Below are 22,648 nucleotides of genomic sequence, written 5' to 3'. Positions count from 1 at the left end.
ATGAAGATTCTGCTCTTAAAGTGTTCGAATCTTAGAATTTAAGAAAATCTCGGAGTGTATAATGTTTAAAAATTTAAGAAGAATTAGCGTTTTATTTTTCCCTATCGCTTCCATATTCTTTTCTTCTTCCGTATTTGCGGCAGGGACTTATTCGGAGGGTTGGGCGGTCGTAAAGCTCGTTCAATTTGAAAGCCGCGGATTGATTTTTGATTCTTACGAAGGGCTTCTCGAATTTACGACCTTTGACAAATCCGAAAAATGCGAAGCGGCAAAAGACGAATGCTTTTCTCCTTTGAAAGAAAAAGTAGAATTCTCCGTTCGCCCCGAAAACGGTGAAGTCGTTAACTTTTTGAGCAACAACTTAAATCAGGAAATTTTAGTTCAATATCGGATTCATAGATTTGAACCCGTCGCTTTGTCCACGGATTTTGAAGTTGTATCCGCCCAGAGGCAAGTTACGGTTCTTCCAAAGGAAGCAGTGGATAAGATGATTGGAGATAAATCCGGATCGAAAAGAAATTTCTCGGTTACGGGTAGAATTCTTCAGCTTGATTATCAAGGAACTGCGATCGGAACCTATGAAGGTCTGTATCTGGACGAGGTTCGTGGAAAGGTTCATCCTTTTTCGGTTACCAACGAAGAAATTGCGAAGTTTGCTTGGAATACGATGAAATACGGAACGAAGTATTATATCGGAATTTCCGTCGCTTTCGCAACCGGCTGGAGAAAGTCGGATTACGATGTTTTTGAAATCAATTATAAAGCTCCTGCCGGCGGCGTTTATTCGGAAACGAAGAAGTAATCGGGTTTTAATCGAAATTTTTAGAAAAAGGGACGGAAGACCGTCCCTTTTTAATTTTCTACTCGAGTGGGATTGTTGAATGTATTTTATTATGAGGAAGCGGGGCTATCCATTGTCACCACTCGAATTTTGATCGAGATCTATTAGATCCGTTAACCAACTTGAGACATTTCCGGCTCTATCTTTAATTCTCGCCTGAAGTAGCAGCTTTTTTTTAAACTTTGAAAACGATTTCGGAATCTTTACGAGAATCATTTTTCGATCGGCTTCAAACTCGTAAGGGAACGTTTCTCCATCTAAGAGGATTTCTGCTCCGCCTGCGTAGCCGGAGCCGATGTCAGATACGGAGTACATTCTTTCGATGAAACTTTGTGGACGGACCTCCGGCGTGAATCGATGACGGGAAATTAAATATGGGTGATCTATTTTCGGTTTTGAACGGTCCTCTAAGACAGCGATGATACCGATCTTATTTAAAATGGCCTGAATTCCTCCTCCTTCGGAGGACGTTTTTAGGATGACCCAACGACTGGTCGCTTCTTCAAATAAATATAAATTCTCAGACTTTGTTAGTCGTTTCCCTTTCCATAAAAATTTTGCCTCCCCTGACCAGCTGATTCCTGTGGATTCGATTTCGATCAGCTCGCTTTTTAAGGTTAAGCCTTCCGGTAATCCTTTTTTGGACGGAACTCCGGCCTTTTCAAAAAGAATATTGCCTTTTCCGAACGTATTTCCTTTGGGAGTCTTCAGAGAAAAGCGACCGTCAGGAGAAGAATATTCCGTAGCAGCCGCTTTTTCGGGACGTCCTTTGAATCCAGAGTTGAAAATTTTAATTTTGAGAGAAGACTGATTCTCTTCTTTATCGCCTGCAACGATCTCGAACTGGACCTCCTGTCCCTCGTGATATTCCTTGAGGTCGAAGCTGGATTTCGATGTCGGAAAAAGATTGTAAACATATACGGGTGGATTCAAAGAGGATCGATTCGAATCATAGATCGACTGATGATCTCTGGCCTCGACATAACTCATTTTCTCAAATTTTCTTTCGTAGAGAATTCTCCCTTCGGATAAAAGTTTTGCGAAATAGAGATTGTTTTTATTTCGAGAATTCATTCGGTCAAAGGCGCCTAACTTGATTCGTACTTCCCCCCCGATTTTCAAAGGAGTCGGATCGTTCAGCTCGTAGATTCCTTCTTCTTTTTTCACAAGAGGGAGTCTAAATTTTTGACCATCGGAAGAATCGATATAGAGAACGAGTAGTTCGGGCGGAGTTCCGTCCCGATCGTTCATCTTGAGATACGCGAGAGGGTTGAACGTATCTCCGTTTCCATGAAGTTCAAAATGCAAATGTGGAACTCCAGTTCCTGATTCTCCAATTCTCGCGATGGCCTGTCCTTGTTTTATAGAATATTTGTGGTCCGTAAATTTTATGGAGAAGATTCCGTCGCTGAGTAGATGTAACGCTTGTCGAAGATGTTCCAGTTCTTTTTTGGCTCCCTCTAAGCTGAACAAATGTGCAAATTTTGCTCTAAGGCCCGACGGGGAACGAACCATTAGATTCAGTCCATAGCCGTTCGGTGACTCCGATACCGATTCTACAACTCCGTCAAAAGGTGAGATGGCCGGAAGACCGTTTAAGTGAAACGTTTTAAAATCCGCTCCCATGTGGAGGTGATGCGTTCTATATTCTGCAAACGAACCCGAGATCGGTGTCTGGATCTCCATCGGAAAGCTTAGTTTTCCCTGCAACTCCGGAAATAATTGTAATTCGGGCCGGTCTTCCGTCCACAATCCACTCCACGGAAAAATCAAAACGAATAACAATAAAGTAAGAAGGGAACTTCCGGAGAATCTTTTCATCTTTCGCAAAAGCTGCGGTCAAAATCGAAATTTGTAAAGTCGAAAAGAACCTCCGGAAAATTCTCCTTGCACGGAGTTCCGTCCACAAAAGATCCTTCTAACTATGTCCAATGCCCGACTGGCAATCTTCTTCACGCTCCTTCTTTCGCTCGTTCACTGCACTTATTTTACAAGAGAACCGAGAAATCCGCCTAAGATCGACGGGGTTCCGATTCCGGACGACCAACGTCGGCTTTACGTCCAAAATTTTCGAAACAATTCCTACGGAATGGGAATTCAAACCCTATTGACGGAACTCGTCCGATCCGAAATCGACGCCCGCGGAAGATTTTTGCAAACCCGGGAAAAGTCGATCGCGGCGTATCGTCTTTACGGAGAAGTCGTTCACTATCAGCTCGTCGGAAATCTTTTGGATCAGGGAGGACAGTCCATCTCTAGGGAAATGTTGGTCATTGTTCGGCTGGAACTCCAGAAAGCCGGAGGACAAAAAATAACATTGGAAAGGGAAGAGATACCGGTTAGAATTATCTTCTCCGATCAAGTCGGATTTAGAGAGAGTGAAAATCAGGCGCAAGCCCGACTGCTAAAGATCATGGCGATCCGGATCGCGGAGGAGATGGAAAGAGCTTGGTATTTTTCTATTGCCGGAAAGATCGATCCCTGATAATCTTGACCCGCCCCTTGAGTAATCTCCTATGAATCGAGAAAAACAAGAAGCCATTCTAAACAAAACGGAACCAGCGGTCCGCATGGAAATGCAGACTTTTTCGGAATATCTCCAGAAAGAGGGATTGAAAATTACCAACCAGAGAATGCTGGTCGCGGAAAGAATTTTCTCCCTTCACAATCACTTCACTGCGGAAGGGCTTTTGGAGGAATTCAAGGATCAGAGAGATCAGATTTCTAAAGCGACCATCTATAGAATTCTCTCGATCATGGTTTCGGCGGGACTTTTACAAGAACACAACTTCGGAAAAGATTACAAGTATTACGAACATATCATCGGGCATAAACATCACGATCATATCATCTGTACGGTTTGCGGAAAAATCGTGGAGTTCGTAGACGAAAGAATCGAACAGCTTCAAGAGCAAGCCGCAAAGGACAACGGTTTTAAGATAACGGGCCACAGCTTGAACATCTATGGAACCTGCAACGAGCATTCTTCCGGTAGATGATTTTTAAAACGCTTTCCGAAGATTCAAAGACTCGATCCAGAACCGGAATTCTCAACTTAAACGGAGTGGAACTGGAAACGCCGGTATTTATGCCGGTGGGAACCAGAGGCGTCGTTAAAACTCTCACGATGGACGACCTCGAAGAACTTGAGTATTCTTTAATATTAGGGAATACGTATCATCTCTACCTCCGACCCGGCACGGACGTGTTGGATCGGTTCGGAGGGCTCAAAAAATTCTCCACTTGGAAAAAAGCGTTATTGACCGATAGCGGAGGTTATCAGGTCTTCAGTCTGAATTCACTCTTTAAATACGAACAGGACGGCGTTCGTTTTCAGTCGCATATCGACGGAAGCCGTCACTATTTCACTCCAAGTTCCGTCATCGACATACAAAGAAGCATCGGTTCCGACATCATGATGGTTCTTGACGACTGCGCTCCTTTCGATTCCACCCCGGAACGGCTCAGGCAATCCTTGGATCGAACGCATCGATGGGCGGAGATGTCCGTGGAATATTGGGAAAAAAGGAAGAATTCTCAGCATCTTTTCGGAATCTTTCAAGGAGGCATCGATCTTGATTTCCGATTAGAAAGTCTGAAGGCGATCACCTCACTGCCGTTTGACGGAGTTGCGATCGGAGGGCTTTCGGTCGGAGAACCGCGCAAGGATTTCATCCGAATTTTGGAAGGGATTTCGATGTATACAGATCGAAATCGTCCTTTGTATCTGATGGGAGTAGGGACGGTACCTGATATTTTGGACGGAGTGAAGAATGGAGTCGATATGTTCGACTGCGTTCTGCCGACTCGGAACGCAAGAAACGGTCAAGTTTTCACATCGCTCGGAAAAATTAATTTGAGAAATGAGAAGTGGAAGAATTCCGACGCACCGATGGATCCGAATTGTAGGTGTAAGGTGTGCGAGAGATACAGCATCGGGTACATTCGACACTTACATCACGTCGGAGAGATCACCGCATTCTCACTTTCGACGTATCACAATTTATATTTCATGAAAAGTTTTCTTGCAGAGATAAGAAAGTCCATTCAAGCGGGAGAATTTTTAGAAACCTATGCCAGATGGAAAAATTTGTACGAAAAGCCTGAATTTTCCGGTTGACTATTTACAGAATCGCCTTTCCTTTAGTAGAGCTGGCCGGAAAGAGACAGAAAGGAGTTGCTGATTATTTATGGAAATAACCAGAAGAGAAAGCGGGAACATTGTGATTCTGGACATAAACGGAGAGATCGATCTCTACAATGCCCCAGAGATTAAAGATGTAATCGCTAAACTCATCGAGGAACAAAAATATTATACCATTATCAATCTGGAAAAAGTTTCCTACATTGACTCGTCTGGTATTGGTGCATTGATTTCCAGCCTTTCCAACCTGAAGAAATATCAGGGCGGACTTAAAATTATCAACGTCTCCGGATCCGTTAGAAAAGTTTTCGAGCTGACCAAGCTGACTTCTTTCTTTGAGATTTTTGATAATGAGGCAGAAGCTGTTTCTGCCTTTAAGTAAGATCGGATTATAATTTTATCCTACCTTTTCTGAAACCTGGTGCCGCAATGAAATCAACCCAAAGAAAAATATTTTCTTCTTTTATAATCTTACTCGCAGGTTTTCTCATTGCCTGTGGAGCCGAACTTCCGATTCAGGAGCTGAGCGACGCGAAAAACTCCATCACGAGAGCGAAAGCGGCCGGCGCCGAAAAATACGCTCCGGGAGAATTGGAAGAAGCTCGCAAGAGTTTGCTGAATGCACATCAAAAGGCTTCGGAAGAAGATCTCGCGGAAACCAAAAAATCCGCGGAATACGCAAGAGCCAAAGCTCTGGATGCATCCGAGAAGTCCTTTCCATCCTCCGTTGATGACGCTCGTAAAGAGTCCACTTCATCCATCGATTCCGCCGACGAAGCGTTCGCTTCTCAACTCGCTTCCGAGCCTTATAACGCTGCGGTTCAACTTCGCAAAGAGGGAGACACGCTGCGCGAAACTGCGGATCGCACTCTGGAATCCTATCCAAGAGAATCCGGTGACGATGCAAAATTAAGAACCAGACTGGCCGCTTTTGATCAGTACGAAGCTTCTCGTCAAAAATACGCCGATTCCAAAAAATCCGCGGACGAATCCAAGGTATTGGCGCTTTCGCAAAAACAGCAGTTGATCGATTCTCTTGCAGATATCGAAAAAAATCTGAACGACGCGGATAAATATGCGGAAGGAAAAGATCCGGAAGTCGCAGAAACGAAAAGTCGTTTAGACGGCGCAAAATATAAAATCGAAGAAGGCAAAATCAAAGAAGGTTATGCTGAGATCGATGATATCCGCAAAAAATCCGGCGAACTCGTCGCAAAGAATATCAAAGCTTACGCAGAAAAACAAAAAGAACTCGCGAAACAAAGCGTGGCGACTGCGACTACAAAACTTGCATCTTTCGATAAGAATAAAGTAAATGCTTCTCGTGATTTCCAAGTTTCTTACCAAAGAGCCGAAGAAAATCTGAAAGCAGCGGAAGAATCCAGAGTGTCCGCGGAAGATTTGTATTCTTCCGAAAAATACGAGGATTCGATTGCGCGTTCCGAAGAAGCGATCCGTCTTTCCAGAATTGTCGTAGACCAATCTACCGAATTGGCTGAAAGAATGGAAAGAAAAACGACTGGTGACAAGGTTGCTGGCCGCGATACAAAAACAGGAAACGATTCTAAGAATACAGGTAAGGATCAAACTTCTACCGATAAGCATTCTTCTGCCAAAGTCGGGGAAGACGGTTTGCCGGAAGGATGGAAACGTTATGTGGTTCGCAAGAAGGTTCCTGCGGATTGTCTCTGGAGAATTTCCAAAGATAAGAGACATTACGGAACGGCGAAACTTTGGAGAAGAATCTACGAGGCGAATCGTAGTAAGATTAAAAACCCAAATTTGATCTATCCAAAACAGGTATTGTTGATTCCTCCTAAAAAAGGGCCTACTAAATTTCACAAGGCTGAACCTTCCAAAAAGAAGAAGCCGACTGCGGAAGAAGTAGAAGCGATCGAGCAAAACCAAAAACCGGCTGCTTCTGAAGAATCAGAATCCGGTGAGCCGGATAACAAAAAGAAAACCGAGGCAACTCCTCCACCTGCGGCAGACGATGATATGCCTGCGGATGCTGGGACGGAAGAACAGCCCACTGAGGAAGAAAACGGAGAAGAAGAAAATCCGGAAAATCTTCAGTAAATCCGAATTCGGTTTTCGCGGTAAAGAAGGCTTGGTTGAAAAACCGGGCCTTTTTTGTTTTTGGGGCGGAGTTCCGTCCAAAATATTTCCATTAGATCTGAATCAAAAAGACTTCGACGTCGATTTTGGTTTTCGCTGAACCGAAAAAGAGAGAACGAAGTCCGCGTTGTTCCTTTTTGAACGGCGAACATACGTGGACGGAAGACCGCCTGCTTCCCATTCCACAAAAGAATTCGACTTAACAACGGAAATTTTGGACGGAACTCCGCCCAAACTCCCCCAGAAATCAACGACAGTCGTATATTTTCGAATCCCGCCGAAATTCACTTGATTACCGCTTTCCGATTGTAAAACTTTCTTTTGAAGTAAAATGAAACGCGCTTATACCCAGCCGATTTCCTCAGTGAGCTATCAGGACTACCAAACCTTGGTGAAACTTGCATGGGAAGAGGACTGTCCCGACGAAGATATCACTTCTGTATCCCTTTTTTCACCGGATCAAAAAGCGACCGCAAGCCTGAACGCACGAGAACCGGGAATTCTCTGCGGAACAGGAGTATTAGAAGTTTTGAATATCCTTTCCGAAAACCAAATCCGATCGGAACTTTTCAAAAAGGATTCCGAAAGTTTTCAAAAAGGGGAAACTCTTCTGAAAATCCACGGAAGTCTGGTTCAAATTCTCCGTGTGGAAAGAATTCTACTGAACTTTCTGCAATACCTTTCCGGCATTTCCACTCGAACGGGAGAAGTCGTCCAAAAATACGGACGCAACGGACTTATGATTCTCGATACGCGCAAAACTCTTCCCGGCTACCGCAAACTCGCGAAGTATGCGGTTTATTGCGGAGGCGGAAGCAATCATCGACTCAATCTTTCCGAAATGGCGATGATCAAGGACAACCATCTTGCGATGTATTCCTCTTCTCACGAACCGGTCGGAAAGATAAAAGCACGTTTTCCCGGCAGACTGGTGGAAGTGGAAATCGATTCTATTTCCCAGCTCGACGACGTGATCGGCTCGGGTGCGGATGTCGTATTATTGGATAACTTTTCTTTGGAAGATACGAAGGTCGCCTATTCGATTCTCAAACAGAAAGCGCCAAGCATCCAGATCGAATTTTCCGGCGGAATTACACCCGAAAAATTGGAAGCCCTCTCGAAATTTTCCGGTGCGGGTGTTAGTATGGGATATCTAACGCACACGACTCGTTTTCTGGACCTCGGTTTGGACATCGAGCAACACTGAGTAATGGGATTTGTGAAAGCTCCTGCAACCAAAGATATGCTCCTGGAAGGGGTTCGCGAAACTCTCGGCGATAACGCCTACGAAGCGGTCCAAAAGGCGTATGACGTGTCCGAACATGCGCACCAAGGACAGTTCCGTCTTTCCGGCGAACCGTATATCGTTCATCCGCTTCAAGTCGGTTTTATCTTATTCGAACTCGGTTTGGATGAGAAGGTAATCTGCGCCGGACTTCTTCACGACGTAATCGAAGACACGGAATATTCCCGCGACGATATGATTCGCGATTTCGGAGAGGATATCACCGATCTCGTCGAAGGTGTAACGAAAATCTCCAAAATCAAAAGTCAATCTAAGGAAACCGAAGCGGCGGAGAATATCAGAAAGATCATCGTCGCGACGATCAAGGATATCCGCGTCATTCTTATCAAACTGGCGGACAAAACGCACAACATGCGGACTCTTTCCTTTCAACCTCCTGAAAAACAAAGAAGAATCGCTCAGGAGACACTGTCCTTATACGCGCCGATCGCGGGTAGATTAGGAATTTATAAAATCAAATCGGAACTGGAAGACCTTGCGTTTCAGATTCTCAATCCGGAAGAATATCAGGAAGTTAAGAAGAACATCAACTCCAAAAAATCGGAGCGGGAAGGTTTTATCGAAACACTCAAGATCATCCTTCTGCAAAGACTTTCCGAAATTCAGATCGAAGCCGACGTGGATGGTCGAGCCAAACACTTCTATTCGATTTATCGAAAGATGAAGCTGAAGGAAAAAACCTTCAACGAAATCTTCGATCTAAGGGCGATTCGGATCATCGCGAACGAAGTCAAAGACTGTTACGGTGTATTAGGAATCGTGCATACACTTTGGAATCCCGTGCCCGGACGTTTTAAGGATTATATCGCCACGCCGAAAACGAATATGTATCAATCGCTTCACACGACCGTGATCGGACCGGACGGGAAACCGCTTGAAGTTCAGATCCGCACGCGGGAGATGAACGACATCGCCGAATATGGAATCGCCGCGCACTGGATATATAAGGAGAGTAAACCTTCGGCTTCGGGTAAAAGCGTAAAACTAAAATGGCTCGAACTTCTCAGTTCTTGGCAGGACTCTGCGCTTGATCCGAAAGAATTCGTAGAAGAACTGAAATACGATCTGCACGAGGACGAGGTATTCGTCTTCACACCGAAAGGCGAGATTCTCCAGTTACCGAAGGGCGCGACCATTCTCGACTTTGCGTTCCGAATTCACACCGATGTCGGTTTAAAAGCGAAAGGCGGAAGAATCAACGGAAGAATGCTTCCGCTTCGAACGGAAATCCGTTCCGGAGATCAGATCGAAATCATCACCGATAAAAGAACGAAACCTTCTCCGATATGGCTTCGTATCGTAAGAACTCCCTCCGCAAGACAAAAACTCCGTGCTTATTTCCGAAGACTCAGAGAAGAGACCAAAAAAGATCTGCAGCAAGAAGCGGAGTTTGCCGCCGAGATCACTCTGAATGCGGAGGTTCTCGAAGAACTTAAGAAAAAACCTTCCGCAAAACCGGCCAAACAAATCGATCTCGGCGCTGGCAAAGTCATCGTGGCCGGTCTTCGAGGAATTCCGGTTCGTCTTTCGGGTTGTTGTTCTCCTTTGCCCGGAGACGAGATCATCGGCTTTGTCACGCGGGGAAGGGGCGTGAGCATTCATAAAAAAGGCTGCGCGACCGCCAAACAGCAGGAGCAGGAAGAATCCATGCGCGTCATCACGGTCGAATGGGATTACGGTCAAAGCGAATCCATTCCCGTGCTGGTCGAAGTGAAATCGAAGGATCGACAGGGAATCTTTATGGAAATCGTAAAGTCGATTTCCAATACGCAGACCAATATCCGAGAATCCAAGGCGACCACCGATCAACGGGGAAACTTGGTCGCGAGTTTCGAAGTGGATGTGGAACACTTGGATCAGCTCAAGGAGATTCTGAGTAATCTCAAACAAATACCGGACGTATATCAAGCCCATAGGATTAAGAATTAAAGAGGTAACTTCTTGAAGAAACTATCATATTCCGTTTTTTGCATATTTTTAATGTCGGCCGCTTTCGCCTTTGTCGGCTGCGGGGAAAAGGAAGAATCCGAAACTTCCGTGGTCGTCGAAACTCTTCCTTGGAAAGGGAATCCAGATTCGATTCCGGTCGCGCTGCGCGCTCACAATCCGATCGTTTCTCCCGATGCGAAAAAGGGCGGAACTTTTAGGATTTATAGTCATCAGTTTCCGAAATCTCTGAACTATTATTTGGATCAGTTTTCAACCACGGCTCATATCTTCGGATTGATGTTCGAACCTCTTCTCGACTATCATCCGTTGACGCTCGAACCGATTCCGCATCTCGCTTCTTCCTGGAGGATTTCTCCCGATAAAAGGAAATTCACGTTCACCATCGACGCGAATGCGGTTTGGTCGGACGGTAAGCCGATCACCGCGAACGACGTCTTATTCACTTACGAAACGCTGATGGACAAGAACAACAACACTGCGGTTTTTCGAATCGATCTTTCCCGTTTTGAAAAACCGGTCGTTCTGAGCGAACGGGAAATCGAATTCACACAAAAGGAAATTCATTGGTCGAACTTTAATACGATCGCGAATTCCCTCTACATTCTTCCTTCGCATTATTATCAAGGCAGAAACTTCGATAAGGAGAATTTCGATTTTCCCGTGGTTTCAGGGCCGTATTCGATGCTTTCCGCAAAGAAAGGCCGTTACGTGAAGATGCGCAGACGGGGCGATTATTGGATGCGCGCGTATCCGTTTTACAAAGGCGTGGATAACTTCGATACGATCCTTTTCAAGGTTTATAACGAGGAGCCGATCGCGTTTCAAGCATTCAAAAAAGGTGATATAGATATCTATCCTACGTACACGGCTTCTTTTTGGGTCAAAGACGCGGTTGGGGAGAAGTTCGACGAGAATTATATTCTCAAGCAGAAAATCTACAACTCCAAACCGATCGGATTTCAAGGTTTGGTTTTTAACATGAGACGGGAGATTTTTTCGGATGTGAGAGTTCGCAAGGCGTTCGCTCATCTCGTGGATCGAAATCTTCTCATCGAAAAACTCGCGTACAACGAATACGAACCTACGAACGCATTCTATCAGGATTTGTGGCCCGCAAATTCTTTCCCGAATCCTCCGATCGAATTCGACGTTAAGAAAGCGAGAGAACTGCTCGCGCAAGCGGGATGGAAAACGAATTCGAAAGGAATTCTGGAAAAGGACGGAAAGGAATTTCGCTTTAGCATATTAGAAAGAGATAAAAAAGCGGAGAAGTATCTTACGCTCATTCAGGAAAGAGCCAAAGAAGTCGGAATCGTCATCAGCTTGGAGGCGACCGACCTTGCGGAATGGAGTTCTCGCATGGATAAATACGACTTCGATATGACCTGGGCAGCTTGGGGAGGCGGAGTGTTCAAAGATCCGGAAGCGATGTGGTATTCCAAATACGCGGAAGAGAAGGGGCAGCCGAATCTTTCCGGTTTCAAAAACGCGGAAGTGGATAAGCTCGTGGAACAGCAAAGAACCGAGTTCAACATTCCGAAACGAAATGAAATTCTCAGAAAGATCGATAAGATCTTAACTGCGGAAGTTCCGTACGTTCTTTTATGGAACACAAGCGCGACAAGAATCATGTATTGGAACCGCTTCAAGTCACCGAAAAATCCTCTCGGAAAATACGGAAGCGAAAAGGAAGCTTCTTCTCTTTGGTGGTTGGACGAGGCGCAATCCTCCAAATTGAACGAAGCGATCCTGAGAAAGGAAAAACTACCTTCCATACCGGAGAAAGTCTACTTTCAGTAGATTCAAAATTATGAATAAACGGAATCGACTCGGAGAACTGGGCGTCGTCATACGCGATTTTTTAAGTTCTCCTAAGATTCCCAACTTTATCGAGCTGCTGGAAAAGGGGCTCGATAAGGAACTCTTCTACGATCCGGAAAAAACAAAACCGGAAATTCCGATCGAAGATTTGCCGGTCGATTATCGTTTACGCGAATCCGGCTTTGTCCGAAAGACGTACGAAAAATTCTTTCCGGTTTCCCATCTGTTTCGCATAACGCATCGATACGATCGCGAATATCTGGACAACTTTATGCCCCTCTCCGCCGAAAAATACATCGGTCGCGGTTCGTATAAGTTCGTTTATGCGCTTCCTTGGAATCAGGTCGTAAAGATCGGAAAGTCCAAACTTCCCTCCGACCCGATCTTCGGTTCCTTATACAAACACGTGAAGAAGAATCTGGATCGTTATCTCAAACCCGAAGAGATTCAACTCATGGATTTTTTGAAATCCAAAACATGGACGAGATCCGCAAAGGAAGACATTCACTTTAAGTTTGCGCGTTTGGGTTTGGAACGTTTGCACTACTGGAAATTAAAATCGCTCATTCCGGATCTCGTGTTACCGACTCGTTATTTTATGGGGCTTAGAGCCAGAACGACTCCGTTCGGAATTCCGATCTTCACGTTGACTCCGTGCGACAATCAGAACCTTCTTCCCGGAAAACATCTAAAAGAGTTCATCCGCTTGAACGAGAAGGTGAGGCAGAATCCGTTTCAGGACGCATTCTTTCCGAAATGGAAATTGAACTTCGATACGCATAAGTTCGGAGTCATCAGCCGTTCGAAGCTGAAAAAGATCGCCTTGGATTTTCACCGCGTGATCGAAGTGACGAAATATCTCGCGGACGAAGAGAAGCTGATCTTTGATATCCATTCCGAAAACATCATCATCACCTTTCCCGATTTTTCTCTGAAGATTTTCGATTACCACGTTTTTGACGAACACCTCTACGAACCGAGCAAGGAGAATCCTTCGCCGGAGATCGATCATATCAACACGATCCGGGAATTCGTCCGTTCTTTCGAACTCGGCTGAGTAAAAGTGGACGGAAGACCGTCCGCTTTCCCCGTCCCACAGAGATTCACCCGGCCCGTACGACAAAGGCGGTTTGTCGGCCCATTTTTCTTTTTACAGAAAGGCCTTCCGTGGAAGAGTGGATTAGGATTCAAATTCCAAAAAGGGACCGTTAGAAATGATCGATCGTTATTCCAATCCGGAAATTTCCAAAATCTGGGAATTAGAGAACAAGTTTGAAATTTGGAAAGAAATAGAAATTCTCGCGTGCGAGATCCGCATGAAACGCGGAGAAGTTCCTCCCGAGGATTTTCAGGAAATCAAATCGAAAGCAAAGTTCAAGGTGGATGAAATTCTCGAAATCGAGAGCAAGGTTCATCACGACGTCATCGCGTTTTTAACGAACATGAACTCATACATCGGACCCGCGGGAAGACACGTTCACTACGGATTGACTTCCTCGGACATCGGCGACACCGCTCTTTGCGTTCAGATGGTTCAGGCAATGGATCTGATTCTGAAAAAAACGGACGCTTTGATCGCGGCGGTCCGAGAGAAGGCGATTCAATACAGGGATCTTCCCTGCATCGGAAGATCGCACGGAATCCACGCAGAGCCGATGACGCTCGGACTCAAGTTCGCATTATTTTTTGAAGAATTAAACCGAAATAGAAAGAGAATGGCAGACGCGCGCGACGAAATCGCGGTGGGTAAACTTTCCGGCGCGGTGGGAACGTATTCCAATATAGATCCCGAAATCGAAGCCTATGTCTGCGAAAAGATGGGACTTCGCGTGGACCCGATCGCGACTCAAGTCGTCTCGAGAGATCGTCACGCGTTTTATCTTTCCGTCCTAGGAGTAACCGCTTCTTCTCTCGATCGTATGGCGACCGAGATCCGTCTTTTGCAAAAAACGGAAGGACGAGAAGTGGAAGAACCTTTTTCCGCGGGACAGAAAGGATCTTCAGCGATGCCTCACAAAAGAAATCCCGTGATCTGTGAAAGAATCTCCGGTCTTTCGAGAGTGATCCGTGCGAACGTAAACGTAGGTCTGCAGGACGTCGCTCTTTGGCACGAAAGGGATATTTCTCATTCTTCCGCGGAACGGGTCGTTCTGCCGGATTCCACGATCGGTCTGGAATATATTCTGGATAAGATGCTCTTCGTAATCAAAAATCTTCACGTATATCCCGATGCGATCGAAAGAACGTTAGGCGTAACACGCGGTCTAATCTTTTCTCAAAAGGTACTTCTTGCGTTGATCGAAAAAGGGAAGATCGTACGGGAAGACGCGTATCTGATCGTTCAAGAACACGCGATGGCGGTTTGGGCGAATCAATCCGAAACCCTAAAGACGAGACTGGAAAAGGACGTTCGAGTCAACAAGGTACTCTCGCAAAAGGATCTGGACGATATCTTTAAGATCGAGCCGTATCTCGAAAAAGTCGGACTGATCTACAAGCGTTTGGGCCTGGAATAGATGCGGGTAGGCGTTTTCGGGTTAGGGTATACGGGAGTCCGCATTGCGGAGAAGTTGCGCTCCGTTGCCGGAATCGAACTCGAGACGTTTTCGGCGAAAACCCAAATTGCAGGAACGAGAATATTCGATTTTTCGGATGCTTCTTCCCTGCGCGAGTTCGAAGCGCAGTTTCCGAAACAATCCATCGATCTTTGTATCGTTACGTTTCCGATTCAAAAACTTTCTGATCGAACCGCTTTCATGGATCTTATGGATTCCGTAACCGAACGGAGAATCCTTCTGGGAACGACGAGCATTTACGCAAGAGTTCCCGATATCATCGAAACGACTCCGCTGATTCCCGATCACGAGCGATTTGCTGCGGAAGAGGAATGGCTATCGCGCGGCGGAAAGATTCTCCGGTTGTGTGGAATCTACGGACCGGGCCGCAATCCCGCCGATTGGATTCGCAAGGGGCTTGTAACCAAAAGTTCCAGACAACTCAATCTAATCCACGGAGACGATATCGCAGAAACCGTTTCCCTTTTGATTTCCAAGATTCAAACGGAAGGATGGGATCGGATTCCGAAAGTTCTCAATCTTTCGGACAATCAGTGGCACACTTGGAAAGAAATTTTTTCCTTTTTGGAAGGACACGGAAAGATCGCAGAAACTCCGATCCGAGAATCGGAAAGAGAGGATTGTTTTATCGACAGCGTACTGATTTCGAATCTGCTTCCTGATTTACAAAGAAAAGACTTTTGGGCAGAATTGGAAAATCTGGAAGGGATCAGTGATTAGCGAAATTACGAATATTCTCCATTTCTTTTCCATCGGCGGACTGATTTCCCTTTTGATTTTTTTCGTTTCCAGTTATTGGTATGATCTTCGGGGAAGAATCGCGGTTTGTTTTATTCTTACGATCGTTTCGTATTTGATTCTAAACTTAGACGTTCACATTCAGATTCCCTTTCTCGTTCGTAATCTTCTCTTTCTAGTCGTGTTGGCCCTTCCGTTTTTTTATTGGCTCATCACCTTAGCGGCGTTCGACGATCATTTCGAGATCAAAACATGGTTTTGGTTTTTGCTGATCGGCAAGCTGATCCTATCCGCGGTCGCGACATATCCCGAACTCGGACAAATCTCGCTGCGAGGTCCGGTCGAATCCGAAAGAATTCTATCTAGAATTCTTTTGCCGTCGATATTCTCCCTCGGTTTCGTATTGGCCGCGATCATACAAACGTATATCGGAAGAAAGGACGACCTCGTAGAATCGAGAAGAACCCTTCGACAAATCCACATTCTCATCTCGGGAACGGTCATCGCGATCAACATTTTCTCGCATCTTTTTTTACGCGGAAAAGAAGTATCCGAAATTCTGGATTTGTTAAACGGACTTCTTGCTTGGGGATTGATCCTTGCGTTTCAATTTTTAATGTTCGATTTGAAAGAAGGTCTGATTCAAAAAAGGGAAGGAGGCGCCGAAGAGGAAAAAGCGCTCGCGGTCGATCCGGTCCTTCAAAAGAAACTCATCGATGCGTTTGAAAAGGAAAAGATGTATCGTTTCGAAGGTTTGACGATTCGAAGTCTCGCGGAAGAACTTCAGGTTCACGAATACAAACTACGAAGGCTCATCAACGGGAATTTAGGATTCCGCAATTTTAACGATTTTTTAAATCGATATAGAATCCAGGAAGCCTGCGAAATTCTACTCGATTCCGAAAAGGATGAGATCCCGGTGATTCGGATCGCGATGGATCTCGGATATCAATCCTTAGGGCCTTTCAATAGAGCCTTTAAGGAACTGACTTCTTTGACGCCCACCGAATATCGAAAAAACCGGGCCGAACCGAAAATAAACCTGAACGATTTTGAAAAGAGCAAGCTTAAATAGATCTTTGCGTTCATAATGAGATCGAATCCGCGAGTCGAATCGTACGGATGCGGAGGTTAAAGAATGGAAGAATTGCTTTCGAAGGTGGGTTACTCCGGTTTTTTCGGAATCGTCTGGGGAACCTTGTTGGTCCGTTATTTGCTCTTTGCGGGAACCGCTTTTTTGATTGTCTGGATTTTTTTGGGTAAACGTCTTTCCCATAAACTCATTCAAGGAAAAACTCCGGAGCGGGAAAGAATCCTTCACGAAGTCAAATATTCCCTTCTTACTTTTTTTGTCTTTGCGTTGTCAGGAGTGTATACGGCTTGGGCTCAAGTGAACGGATACAACCTGATTTACGATAAGGTTTCCGATTACGGAACGGTATATTTGATTTTCAGCATATTCGCGTTGATCGTTCTGCACGATACTTATTTTTACTGGACGCATCGTCTGATGCACAACAAACTTCTGTTCAAACACGTTCATCTCGTGCATCATAAATCCACGAATCCTTCCCCTTGGGCCGCGTTTTCCTTTCATCCTCTGGAAGCGGTGATCGAATCGGGGATTATTCCTCTAGCGGCGATGATTCTACCTTTGCACCAAGGAGCGATGATCGTATTTTTTATCTATATGACTTCTTTGAACGTCCTGGGACATTTGTCCTTTGAACTCTTTCCTTCCTGGTTTTTAAGAAGCAAGTTTACGAACTGGCACAATACGACCACGCACCACAACATGCATCATAAATACTTCAATTGCAATTATTCCCTGTATTTCAACTTTTGGGATAAGATGATGGGAACCAATCACGAACAATACCGAAACACGTTCGAAGAAGTCGCGTCGAGGGTTCCCGGAAAACGGGAGAACCGAATCTTAGAGAAAGTAGATTCCGCGGACACGGCGCCGGCGTAAACGTTCGATTTCGTTTAACATTTCCGGGAAGTGCGTTTAATCGGATTTCCGTTTATTTTTGGTTCGGCGGAAAGGTGACGATCGTCGTGAATCCTTCGGAGGTCTTCGATTCTTCCAGAGTTCCTTTGAGTTGATACGTAAGAAGTTGAACGAGTTCCGTCCCTAATGAATCCTTTTTCGGTAGGGAATTAGGAAACTTTCCGGGACCGTTGTCGCTCACTTCGAGACGGGAATAACCGCGTTCATCCGATTTAAAACTTACCGTGAGTTTTTTCAGTCCGCGGATTTTCGGGAATGCGTGCTTCATCGAGTTTGTGATGAGCTCGTTCAGGATCAATCCGAGCGGAATCAAAATCGATTGATTGAGAACGATGGAATCGCAGTAAACGATCGTCTGTAATTCTCCCTCGTCGTATCCGAAAAAACGCATCAGATTCGAGATTAGCTTTCGGATGTAATCGGGAAGGAAGGTCTGGCTCTCCACGCTTTTCGAATATAACGTTTCGTGAATCATCGCCATCGACGCGATTCGGTTTTGACTGTCCTCCAAAACCTTGCGCGCGTTCGGATCGGCGGAATATTCCGATTGTAATCCGATGAGGCTCGATAAAACCTGCATGTAATTTTTGACCCGGTGATGGATTTCGCGTAATAAAAGTTCCTTTTCCTTGAGCGAATTGCTGATCAACTCCTCGGCTTGTTTCGGAAGAGAATAATCGATGATCACGCCCTCCAATCCTTGCAATTGTCCGTCGGGCGAAAAAACTCCGATGCCTTGTTCGAAACACCATTGGATCTTACCGTCTTTTTTTCGGATTCGATAGGTGATTTGATAGGGTGTTTTCGATTCGACCGAATGAAGAACCCCCGATTCGACCTCGGCTCGGTCTTCTTCCAAGATAATATCACCGAAATCTAATGTTTTCTTTCCGACGAATTCCTCCGGAGAATATCCCGTAAGCTGAAGGCAGCCTTCGCTGATGTAATCCATCGTCCATCGAGGAGGATCGTTTTTACACCGATATACGATTCCGGAAATATTGCTGATGATCGTCGAAATCTGTCTTTCGCTTTCCCTTAGTTTCTGCTCCACTAACTTGAGAGAAGTGATGTCCACGATCATTGCGAGGGCGCCGTCGTAATTTCCATGATCGTCGTAAAGGGGATTGGCGGATGCGATCGCGTATTTCTGTTCTCCCTTATGATTGACGAAGTTGTATTCGGAAACTTCGGCGATTCCTTTCTTTCGCGCTTCGAGCCGATCCGCCACTGCTTGTTTTCGATCTTCTTCCACGAGATCCAAGATGTTTCGACCGAGCATCGTTTCCGGGGTTATGCCGTAGAGTTCGCCGATTTTATTGTTCGCGAAGGTCGTGTTTCCGTCTTTGTCCAGGATCCAAATCCCTTCTTGAGAAGTGTCTATGATCTTTTTGTAAAGTGAATCCAATCTGTTTTCGGATTCCTTCGACCATTCGAAATAAACGATTAAGATCGAAAGCGCACTCGTCATCCGAAAAAGTCCCCCGAGAAAAAAGCCGACGATCGCGAATTCTTCGATCGGTCTTAAAAAGGGATAATCCAGAATGTGAATTCCCCAGAGAATAAAACTCCATCCGCCGATCCTTCCTCCCTTATATCGCGTGGAAGGAAGTTTTAAAAGAATGATCCCCGAATAAATGTGCGCACCTCCGACCAGAAAATAAATCGGGGCCGATGCGAGATCGGAACCTTGGAAATAAATTTCTTCCAGAACGGCCCAAAGGACGCCGATCAAAAGGGATACATAGATCCATTTCGGAAATTCCCTTTTTGTAAAGAGAAACGCGCCCGCGATCAGAAAGAACCCTCTCGTAACGTCGGCCGTATGCGTAAGAATTGAAACCCATTCGATCGGTCCCAGAAGCGCTCTCGAAAAATTCCCTAGGAGAAACACGAGCTGGAAAAACCAAGAAAGAAGCCAAAAGAGAAGGAATTGATGTCTTTCGGACCAATATAGAAATAAATAGACAAGATTGAGGATAACGACCGTCGTTAAGGAAAAAAGAATGGAAGGAAAGATCCACGACGATTGCATAACGGCTTAAAACTGAAGTCAGGTTATACCGGACTTCAGCTTTCGTGCAATTCATTTTCTTTTCGAAACGATCCCGTTCTTTCGGCCGTTCAGAATTATAAATTGAAACCTAGTGAATCGAGTATTCTCGGAGGCAATAATTTCCGGAAGGATGTTTGTACTCTTTTTTGAGAGTCGTGCTTTTGCCTACTGCGGCGGCGCGAATCGCAAACTTATCCATCAATTCCTTTTGTCCGCAAGTAGGCGCGATGACAAGCGCCGCGGAGAATTCTTCCCAAGACTTCCACTTGTGCCTGGAATCGTTTCTATATTTTCCTTTCGAGAAGGTTTTCATCCTCATCAGAAGATCTATTTCCGAAGCGATCAATCTTCCTTTCTTATCGAAGTTGAAATCCTCGTGAAAACCGTTGAACACGATGTATTTTCCTTCCGGGGAAATCTTCGCCGTTAAGTCGCGGGCCGGTTGAAAGAGATCCGCCTGAAATCCTTTCAGGCAGAAATACTGAACCTTCTCAAAGCTGGCTCGCAAGAGACCGCCTTCCCGCACATAAAGACTTCCGCTCCAAACGAACAAGACCATTCCAAATCCGGCCGCGGCGTACGAAATTTGTTTGGACTTGTCTTCGATAAAGCGAAAGATCCAAAGCGCGAAGACGGTGAACAGCGCTGGCAGAGGAGGAAATACGTGTCTGAGTTGTTTGTTCCCCGTGGTCGCATCGATGATGATATATTGCAAAAATAGAATACACGTTACCGCGACCAAAGGATCGCGCAACGTCTGCGCTGCCGAGGCAAGGACGCCCTTCTTGCCTTCCCGAATTCTCGATTTAAAAAACCAAAGAATGAGCGCGATCACTCCGAAGAAAAAGACGCGGAAGATCCAAGGTTCTTGGAATACGTGACTGACGGGGCTCGTAGCAGTAGGGGAAGAAAACAACGCGAAGATGAAACTCTTCACGTATTCGTTTACGATCATCTGCGCGTTGATCAAACTCATGACGCGGTCGGGATTGGCGAAGATCCAAGCGAGAGAAGGCGCGATTGCGTAGACGTATAAAACACGGATAGAGGAAGGGGCGATTTGTTTCCACTTCTCCCTTTGCGAAAATAAGAATACGTTGAAGTCGATGAACAACAAAACGGTGCAATAGTAGATGATGAGTTTGAACTGCCTCTGATCCAGATTCAGATTTGTCAAGACGCGCAACGTGGGAAGCGATAAAACCAGCAAAACTACGAGAATGACGAAAATTCTCCGTAAACCTTTGTATCTCTGCGTCAAAGAAAACTTTAGAATTTCGGAATATTCTTTCGGCTTCGAAGCGACCTCGTAGAGAAAAATCGCGATAAAAAGAAGAAGTCCATACGGGTATTTCGTGAAAAACAAACCGAATAAGGAAAGAAAAACGGACAATTCCATTCTATCCTTTTTGGCGAACTCGGAAAGAAAGACGTTCTCTTCCGTATGAAAATAAATCTTATAAAGAGTATAATACGTCCATAAAAGAAAAAACATTCCCTGCGTTTCGAGCATCGAAGAAAGGCTATAGGAAGGGGCTTCGGTCGTATGCAATGTCAAAGCGAGCGTAAGAATCGCGGTCAGACCGGCTTTTAAAAACGAACCCGTGATTTGATAAACGACATAGAGAATCGTGGGAAAACAAAGAACGTAAAATACGAGACCGAGAAAGGAATCCTTCCAAGTGATCGGCATATCTCCCGGAGTCAAAAGAAGAATCAACGAAAGAAGGGAGCGTAACGGAGGCCAAGTGGGTGATTCTAAAAACGGAAAAAAGGCCCTCCACAATTTGAAATCCCGAAAATCCTGGTACTGATCTAGAACGACGTTGAGGCGGATGTTTTCATCCCAGGTCAAAAGATCTTTGAGAGTGCAGGTGCGGATAAAAATTTCCCAGTTGCGGAAACCCATATAAAACGCGAGTCCGAGGGAAACGACACAGAGGAGGATGCCCAGGATCTTGAATTTATCTTGTTTCATATTCTTCTCCGGAGCGAACTCCTGCGTTTTAGGATTTCTTTCGGATCGATTTCCGATTCGGGGAAACGTTGGAATACACGTTTTCGATCACGTACAAGGGTCTGTTTTTCGATTCGTCGTTGACCCTACTTAAGTATTCTCCGATCATCCCGAGCGCCAAAAGTTGGGTTCCGCCTAAGATGAGTACGACGATCATCATGGAACTCCAGCCTGTGATCGTTTCCGCGGTGAAAATTCGCAGATAGATGACGAATAACGCGTAGAGACCTCCGCCGAACGCCGTGAAAAAGCCGAGATACGAAGCGAGTTTGAGAGGAGCCGAGGAAAAGGAAGTGATTCCGTCTAACGCGAACTTGAGCATCTTTCCTACGGAGAATTTCGTGACTCCTTCGAAACGTTCCTCTCTTTCGTATTCGAGTCCGGTTTGTTTGAAACCGATCCAGGAAATCAAACCGCGGATATAACGGTGTTGTTCCCGCATCGTGCAGAGAACGTTCGTCACTCTTCGGCTCATGATTCTAAAATCTCCCGTGTCGATCGGAATGTCGAACCGAGTGATCTTCTTTAGAATTCTATAAAATACATGGGCCGTAAAAAGTTTGAACCAGGATTCACCCGGTCTTTTTTTCCGTTTCGCATAGACTACGTCATACCCTTCCTGCAGTTTTCCGTAGAGATCGCTTACGAATTCTGGCGGATCCTGCAGATCTCCGTCCATGACGACGACAGCGTCGCCGAGCGCCGTGTCGATTCCGGCGGTGATCGCGGTTTGATGTCCGTAATTTCTGGAAAGGTTTACGAGTTTATAACCGTTCGTCGCTCCGCAGAATTTTTTCAATACGTCGAAGCTTCCGTCTCTCGAACCGTCGTTTACGAAAAGAATTTCAAGATCGTCCTTTTTAAAGGAATGTTCGGAGGCTAAGAGATTTTGAAGAACGCCCAACCTTCTCGTGAGTTCGGGAATGGTTTTTTCTTCGTTGTAGATGGGAATGATTACGGAAAGGAGAGGAGGTCTTTCGGCCATAAGAGTTACCCGTAAGAATCGTAGGAGTCGGCTTTTTGTCCAGAATTATTCCCTTGAACGTAAGAGACGATCGTTTGCTACA

General features: G+C 45.4%; 18 protein-coding genes. 14 read left to right on the top strand and 4 right to left on the bottom strand.

Features of this window, described 5'->3' with window-relative positions; translation table 11 throughout:
- Positions 1–61: 61 nt before the first annotated feature.
- On the top strand, positions 62–802 hold the full coding sequence (gene lsa26, locus LFX17_RS12455; RefSeq protein ID WP_238746934.1) for a surface adhesion protein Lsa26: 741 nt from the start codon (positions 62–64) through the stop codon (positions 800–802).
- Between the two features lie 105 nt (positions 803–907).
- Here the strand turns inward: lsa26 and LFX17_RS12450 are convergent, their stop codons facing one another.
- On the bottom strand, positions 908–2,662 hold the full coding sequence (locus LFX17_RS12450) for a M23 family metallopeptidase (protein WP_238730539.1): 1,755 nt from the start codon (positions 2,660–2,662) through the stop codon (positions 908–910).
- Between the two features lie 103 nt (positions 2,663–2,765).
- Here LFX17_RS12450 and lptE point away from each other — a divergent pair, with 103 nt between their 5' ends.
- The 13 genes from lptE (at position 2,766) to LFX17_RS12385 (ending at position 17,469) form a co-directional block, all read left to right on the top strand.
- Complete coding sequence (gene lptE, locus LFX17_RS12445; RefSeq protein WP_238730538.1) at positions 2,766–3,326, top strand: LPS assembly lipoprotein LptE; 561 nt, start codon at positions 2,766–2,768, stop codon at positions 3,324–3,326.
- Between the two features lie 31 nt (positions 3,327–3,357).
- Positions 3,358–3,840, top strand: coding sequence for a Fur family transcriptional regulator (locus LFX17_RS12440; RefSeq protein ID WP_002996754.1), 483 nt, complete (start codon positions 3,358–3,360; stop codon positions 3,838–3,840).
- Complete coding sequence (gene tgt, locus LFX17_RS12435) at positions 3,837–4,961, top strand: tRNA guanosine(34) transglycosylase Tgt (RefSeq protein WP_238746933.1); 1,125 nt, start codon at positions 3,837–3,839, stop codon at positions 4,959–4,961. Before LFX17_RS12440 ends, tgt begins: the two co-directional genes overlap by 4 nt.
- A 70-nt stretch (positions 4,962–5,031) precedes the next feature.
- Positions 5,032–5,367 (top strand): STAS domain-containing protein, encoded by a 336-nt coding sequence (locus tag LFX17_RS12430; protein ID WP_002745051.1) that lies wholly within the window; start codon positions 5,032–5,034, stop codon positions 5,365–5,367.
- A 47-nt stretch (positions 5,368–5,414) separates the two neighbouring features.
- Positions 5,415–7,064, top strand: a complete 1,650-nt coding sequence (locus tag LFX17_RS12425; RefSeq protein WP_238730536.1) for a lipoprotein LipL71 — start codon at positions 5,415–5,417, stop codon at positions 7,062–7,064.
- A gap of 370 nt (positions 7,065–7,434) precedes the next feature.
- On the top strand, positions 7,435–8,310 hold the full coding sequence (nadC, locus tag LFX17_RS12420; protein WP_238730535.1) for a carboxylating nicotinate-nucleotide diphosphorylase: 876 nt from the start codon (positions 7,435–7,437) through the stop codon (positions 8,308–8,310).
- A 3-nt stretch (positions 8,311–8,313) separates the two neighbouring features.
- A complete protein-coding gene (locus LFX17_RS12415; protein ID WP_238730534.1) occupies positions 8,314–10,338 on the top strand; it encodes a RelA/SpoT family protein in 2,025 nt (674 codons plus the stop codon).
- 12 nt (positions 10,339–10,350) lie between these two features.
- A complete protein-coding gene (locus LFX17_RS12410) occupies positions 10,351–12,159 on the top strand; it encodes an extracellular solute-binding protein (protein ID WP_238746932.1) in 1,809 nt (602 codons plus the stop codon).
- A gap of 10 nt (positions 12,160–12,169) precedes the next feature.
- Positions 12,170–13,237, top strand: a complete 1,068-nt coding sequence (locus tag LFX17_RS12405) for a hypothetical protein (protein WP_118966336.1) — start codon at positions 12,170–12,172, stop codon at positions 13,235–13,237.
- Positions 13,238–13,394: 157 nt separating this feature from the next.
- Positions 13,395–14,696: an adenylosuccinate lyase gene (gene purB / locus LFX17_RS12400; RefSeq protein ID WP_118966337.1), complete on the top strand. Its 1,302-nt coding sequence runs from the start codon at positions 13,395–13,397 to the stop codon at positions 14,694–14,696.
- Positions 14,697–15,476, top strand: a complete 780-nt coding sequence (locus tag LFX17_RS12395) for a Rossmann-fold NAD(P)-binding domain-containing protein (RefSeq protein ID WP_238746931.1) — start codon at positions 14,697–14,699, stop codon at positions 15,474–15,476.
- Positions 15,469–16,569, top strand: coding sequence for an AraC family transcriptional regulator (locus LFX17_RS12390; RefSeq protein ID WP_238746930.1), 1,101 nt, complete (start codon positions 15,469–15,471; stop codon positions 16,567–16,569). The genes LFX17_RS12395 and LFX17_RS12390 overlap by 8 nt, the downstream gene beginning before the upstream one ends.
- A gap of 63 nt (positions 16,570–16,632) precedes the next feature.
- On the top strand, positions 16,633–17,469 hold the full coding sequence (locus LFX17_RS12385) for a sterol desaturase family protein (RefSeq protein WP_238746929.1): 837 nt from the start codon (positions 16,633–16,635) through the stop codon (positions 17,467–17,469).
- Between the two features lie 52 nt (positions 17,470–17,521).
- Here LFX17_RS12385 and LFX17_RS12380 read toward each other — a convergent pair whose 3' ends face one another.
- The 3 genes from LFX17_RS12380 to LFX17_RS12370 all read right to left on the bottom strand — a co-directional run bounded on the left by LFX17_RS12380 (position 17,522) and on the right by LFX17_RS12370 (position 22,566).
- Complete coding sequence (locus LFX17_RS12380; RefSeq protein WP_238746928.1) at positions 17,522–19,543, bottom strand: PAS domain S-box protein; 2,022 nt, start codon at positions 19,541–19,543, stop codon at positions 17,522–17,524.
- Positions 19,544–19,652: 109 nt separating this feature from the next.
- On the bottom strand, positions 19,653–21,542 hold the full coding sequence (locus LFX17_RS12375; protein WP_238730527.1) for a hypothetical protein: 1,890 nt from the start codon (positions 21,540–21,542) through the stop codon (positions 19,653–19,655).
- Between the two features lie 28 nt (positions 21,543–21,570).
- Positions 21,571–22,566, bottom strand: coding sequence for a glycosyltransferase family 2 protein (locus LFX17_RS12370; RefSeq protein WP_238730526.1), 996 nt, complete (start codon positions 22,564–22,566; stop codon positions 21,571–21,573).
- Between the last annotated feature and the right edge of the window lie 82 nt (positions 22,567–22,648).

It is taken from the genome of Leptospira sanjuanensis (assembly GCF_022267375.1).
GTDB classification, from domain to species: domain Bacteria; phylum Spirochaetota; class Leptospiria; order Leptospirales; family Leptospiraceae; genus Leptospira; species Leptospira sanjuanensis.
Note: the sequence above shows the minus strand (reverse complement) of the source record. Positions and strands in the feature narration are given on the sequence as shown.

What these genes read in the sequence shown, in the direction of transcription:
- lsa26 (WP_238746934.1), top strand. Translation starts at nt 62, where the DNA reads ATGTTTAAAAATTTAAGAAGAATTAGCGTTTTATTTTTCCCTATCGCT.
- LFX17_RS12405 (WP_118966336.1), top strand. Translation starts at nt 12,170, where the DNA reads ATGAATAAACGGAATCGACTCGGAGAACTGGGCGTCGTCATACGCGAT.
- tgt (WP_238746933.1), top strand. Translation starts at nt 3,837, where the DNA reads ATGATTTTTAAAACGCTTTCCGAAGATTCAAAGACTCGATCCAGAACC.
- LFX17_RS12375 (WP_238730527.1), bottom strand. Translation starts at nt 21,542, where the DNA reads ATGAAACAAGATAAATTCAAGATCCTGGGCATCCTCCTCTGTGTCGTT.
- LFX17_RS12370 (WP_238730526.1), bottom strand. Translation starts at nt 22,566, where the DNA reads ATGGCCGAAAGACCTCCTCTCCTTTCCGTAATCATTCCCATCTACAAC.
- nadC (WP_238730535.1), top strand. Translation starts at nt 7,435, where the DNA reads ATGAAACGCGCTTATACCCAGCCGATTTCCTCAGTGAGCTATCAGGAC.
- LFX17_RS12415 (WP_238730534.1), top strand. Translation starts at nt 8,314, where the DNA reads ATGGGATTTGTGAAAGCTCCTGCAACCAAAGATATGCTCCTGGAAGGG.
- LFX17_RS12425 (WP_238730536.1), top strand. Translation starts at nt 5,415, where the DNA reads ATGAAATCAACCCAAAGAAAAATATTTTCTTCTTTTATAATCTTACTC.
- LFX17_RS12395 (WP_238746931.1), top strand. Translation starts at nt 14,697, where the DNA reads ATGCGGGTAGGCGTTTTCGGGTTAGGGTATACGGGAGTCCGCATTGCG.
- lptE (WP_238730538.1), top strand. Translation starts at nt 2,766, where the DNA reads ATGTCCAATGCCCGACTGGCAATCTTCTTCACGCTCCTTCTTTCGCTC.
- LFX17_RS12450 (WP_238730539.1), bottom strand. Translation starts at nt 2,662, where the DNA reads ATGAAAAGATTCTCCGGAAGTTCCCTTCTTACTTTATTGTTATTCGTT.
- LFX17_RS12440 (WP_002996754.1), top strand. Translation starts at nt 3,358, where the DNA reads ATGAATCGAGAAAAACAAGAAGCCATTCTAAACAAAACGGAACCAGCG.
- LFX17_RS12380 (WP_238746928.1), bottom strand. Translation starts at nt 19,543, where the DNA reads ATGCAATCGTCGTGGATCTTTCCTTCCATTCTTTTTTCCTTAACGACG.
- purB (WP_118966337.1), top strand. Translation starts at nt 13,395, where the DNA reads ATGATCGATCGTTATTCCAATCCGGAAATTTCCAAAATCTGGGAATTA.
- LFX17_RS12430 (WP_002745051.1), top strand. Translation starts at nt 5,032, where the DNA reads ATGGAAATAACCAGAAGAGAAAGCGGGAACATTGTGATTCTGGACATA.
- LFX17_RS12385 (WP_238746929.1), top strand. Translation starts at nt 16,633, where the DNA reads ATGGAAGAATTGCTTTCGAAGGTGGGTTACTCCGGTTTTTTCGGAATC.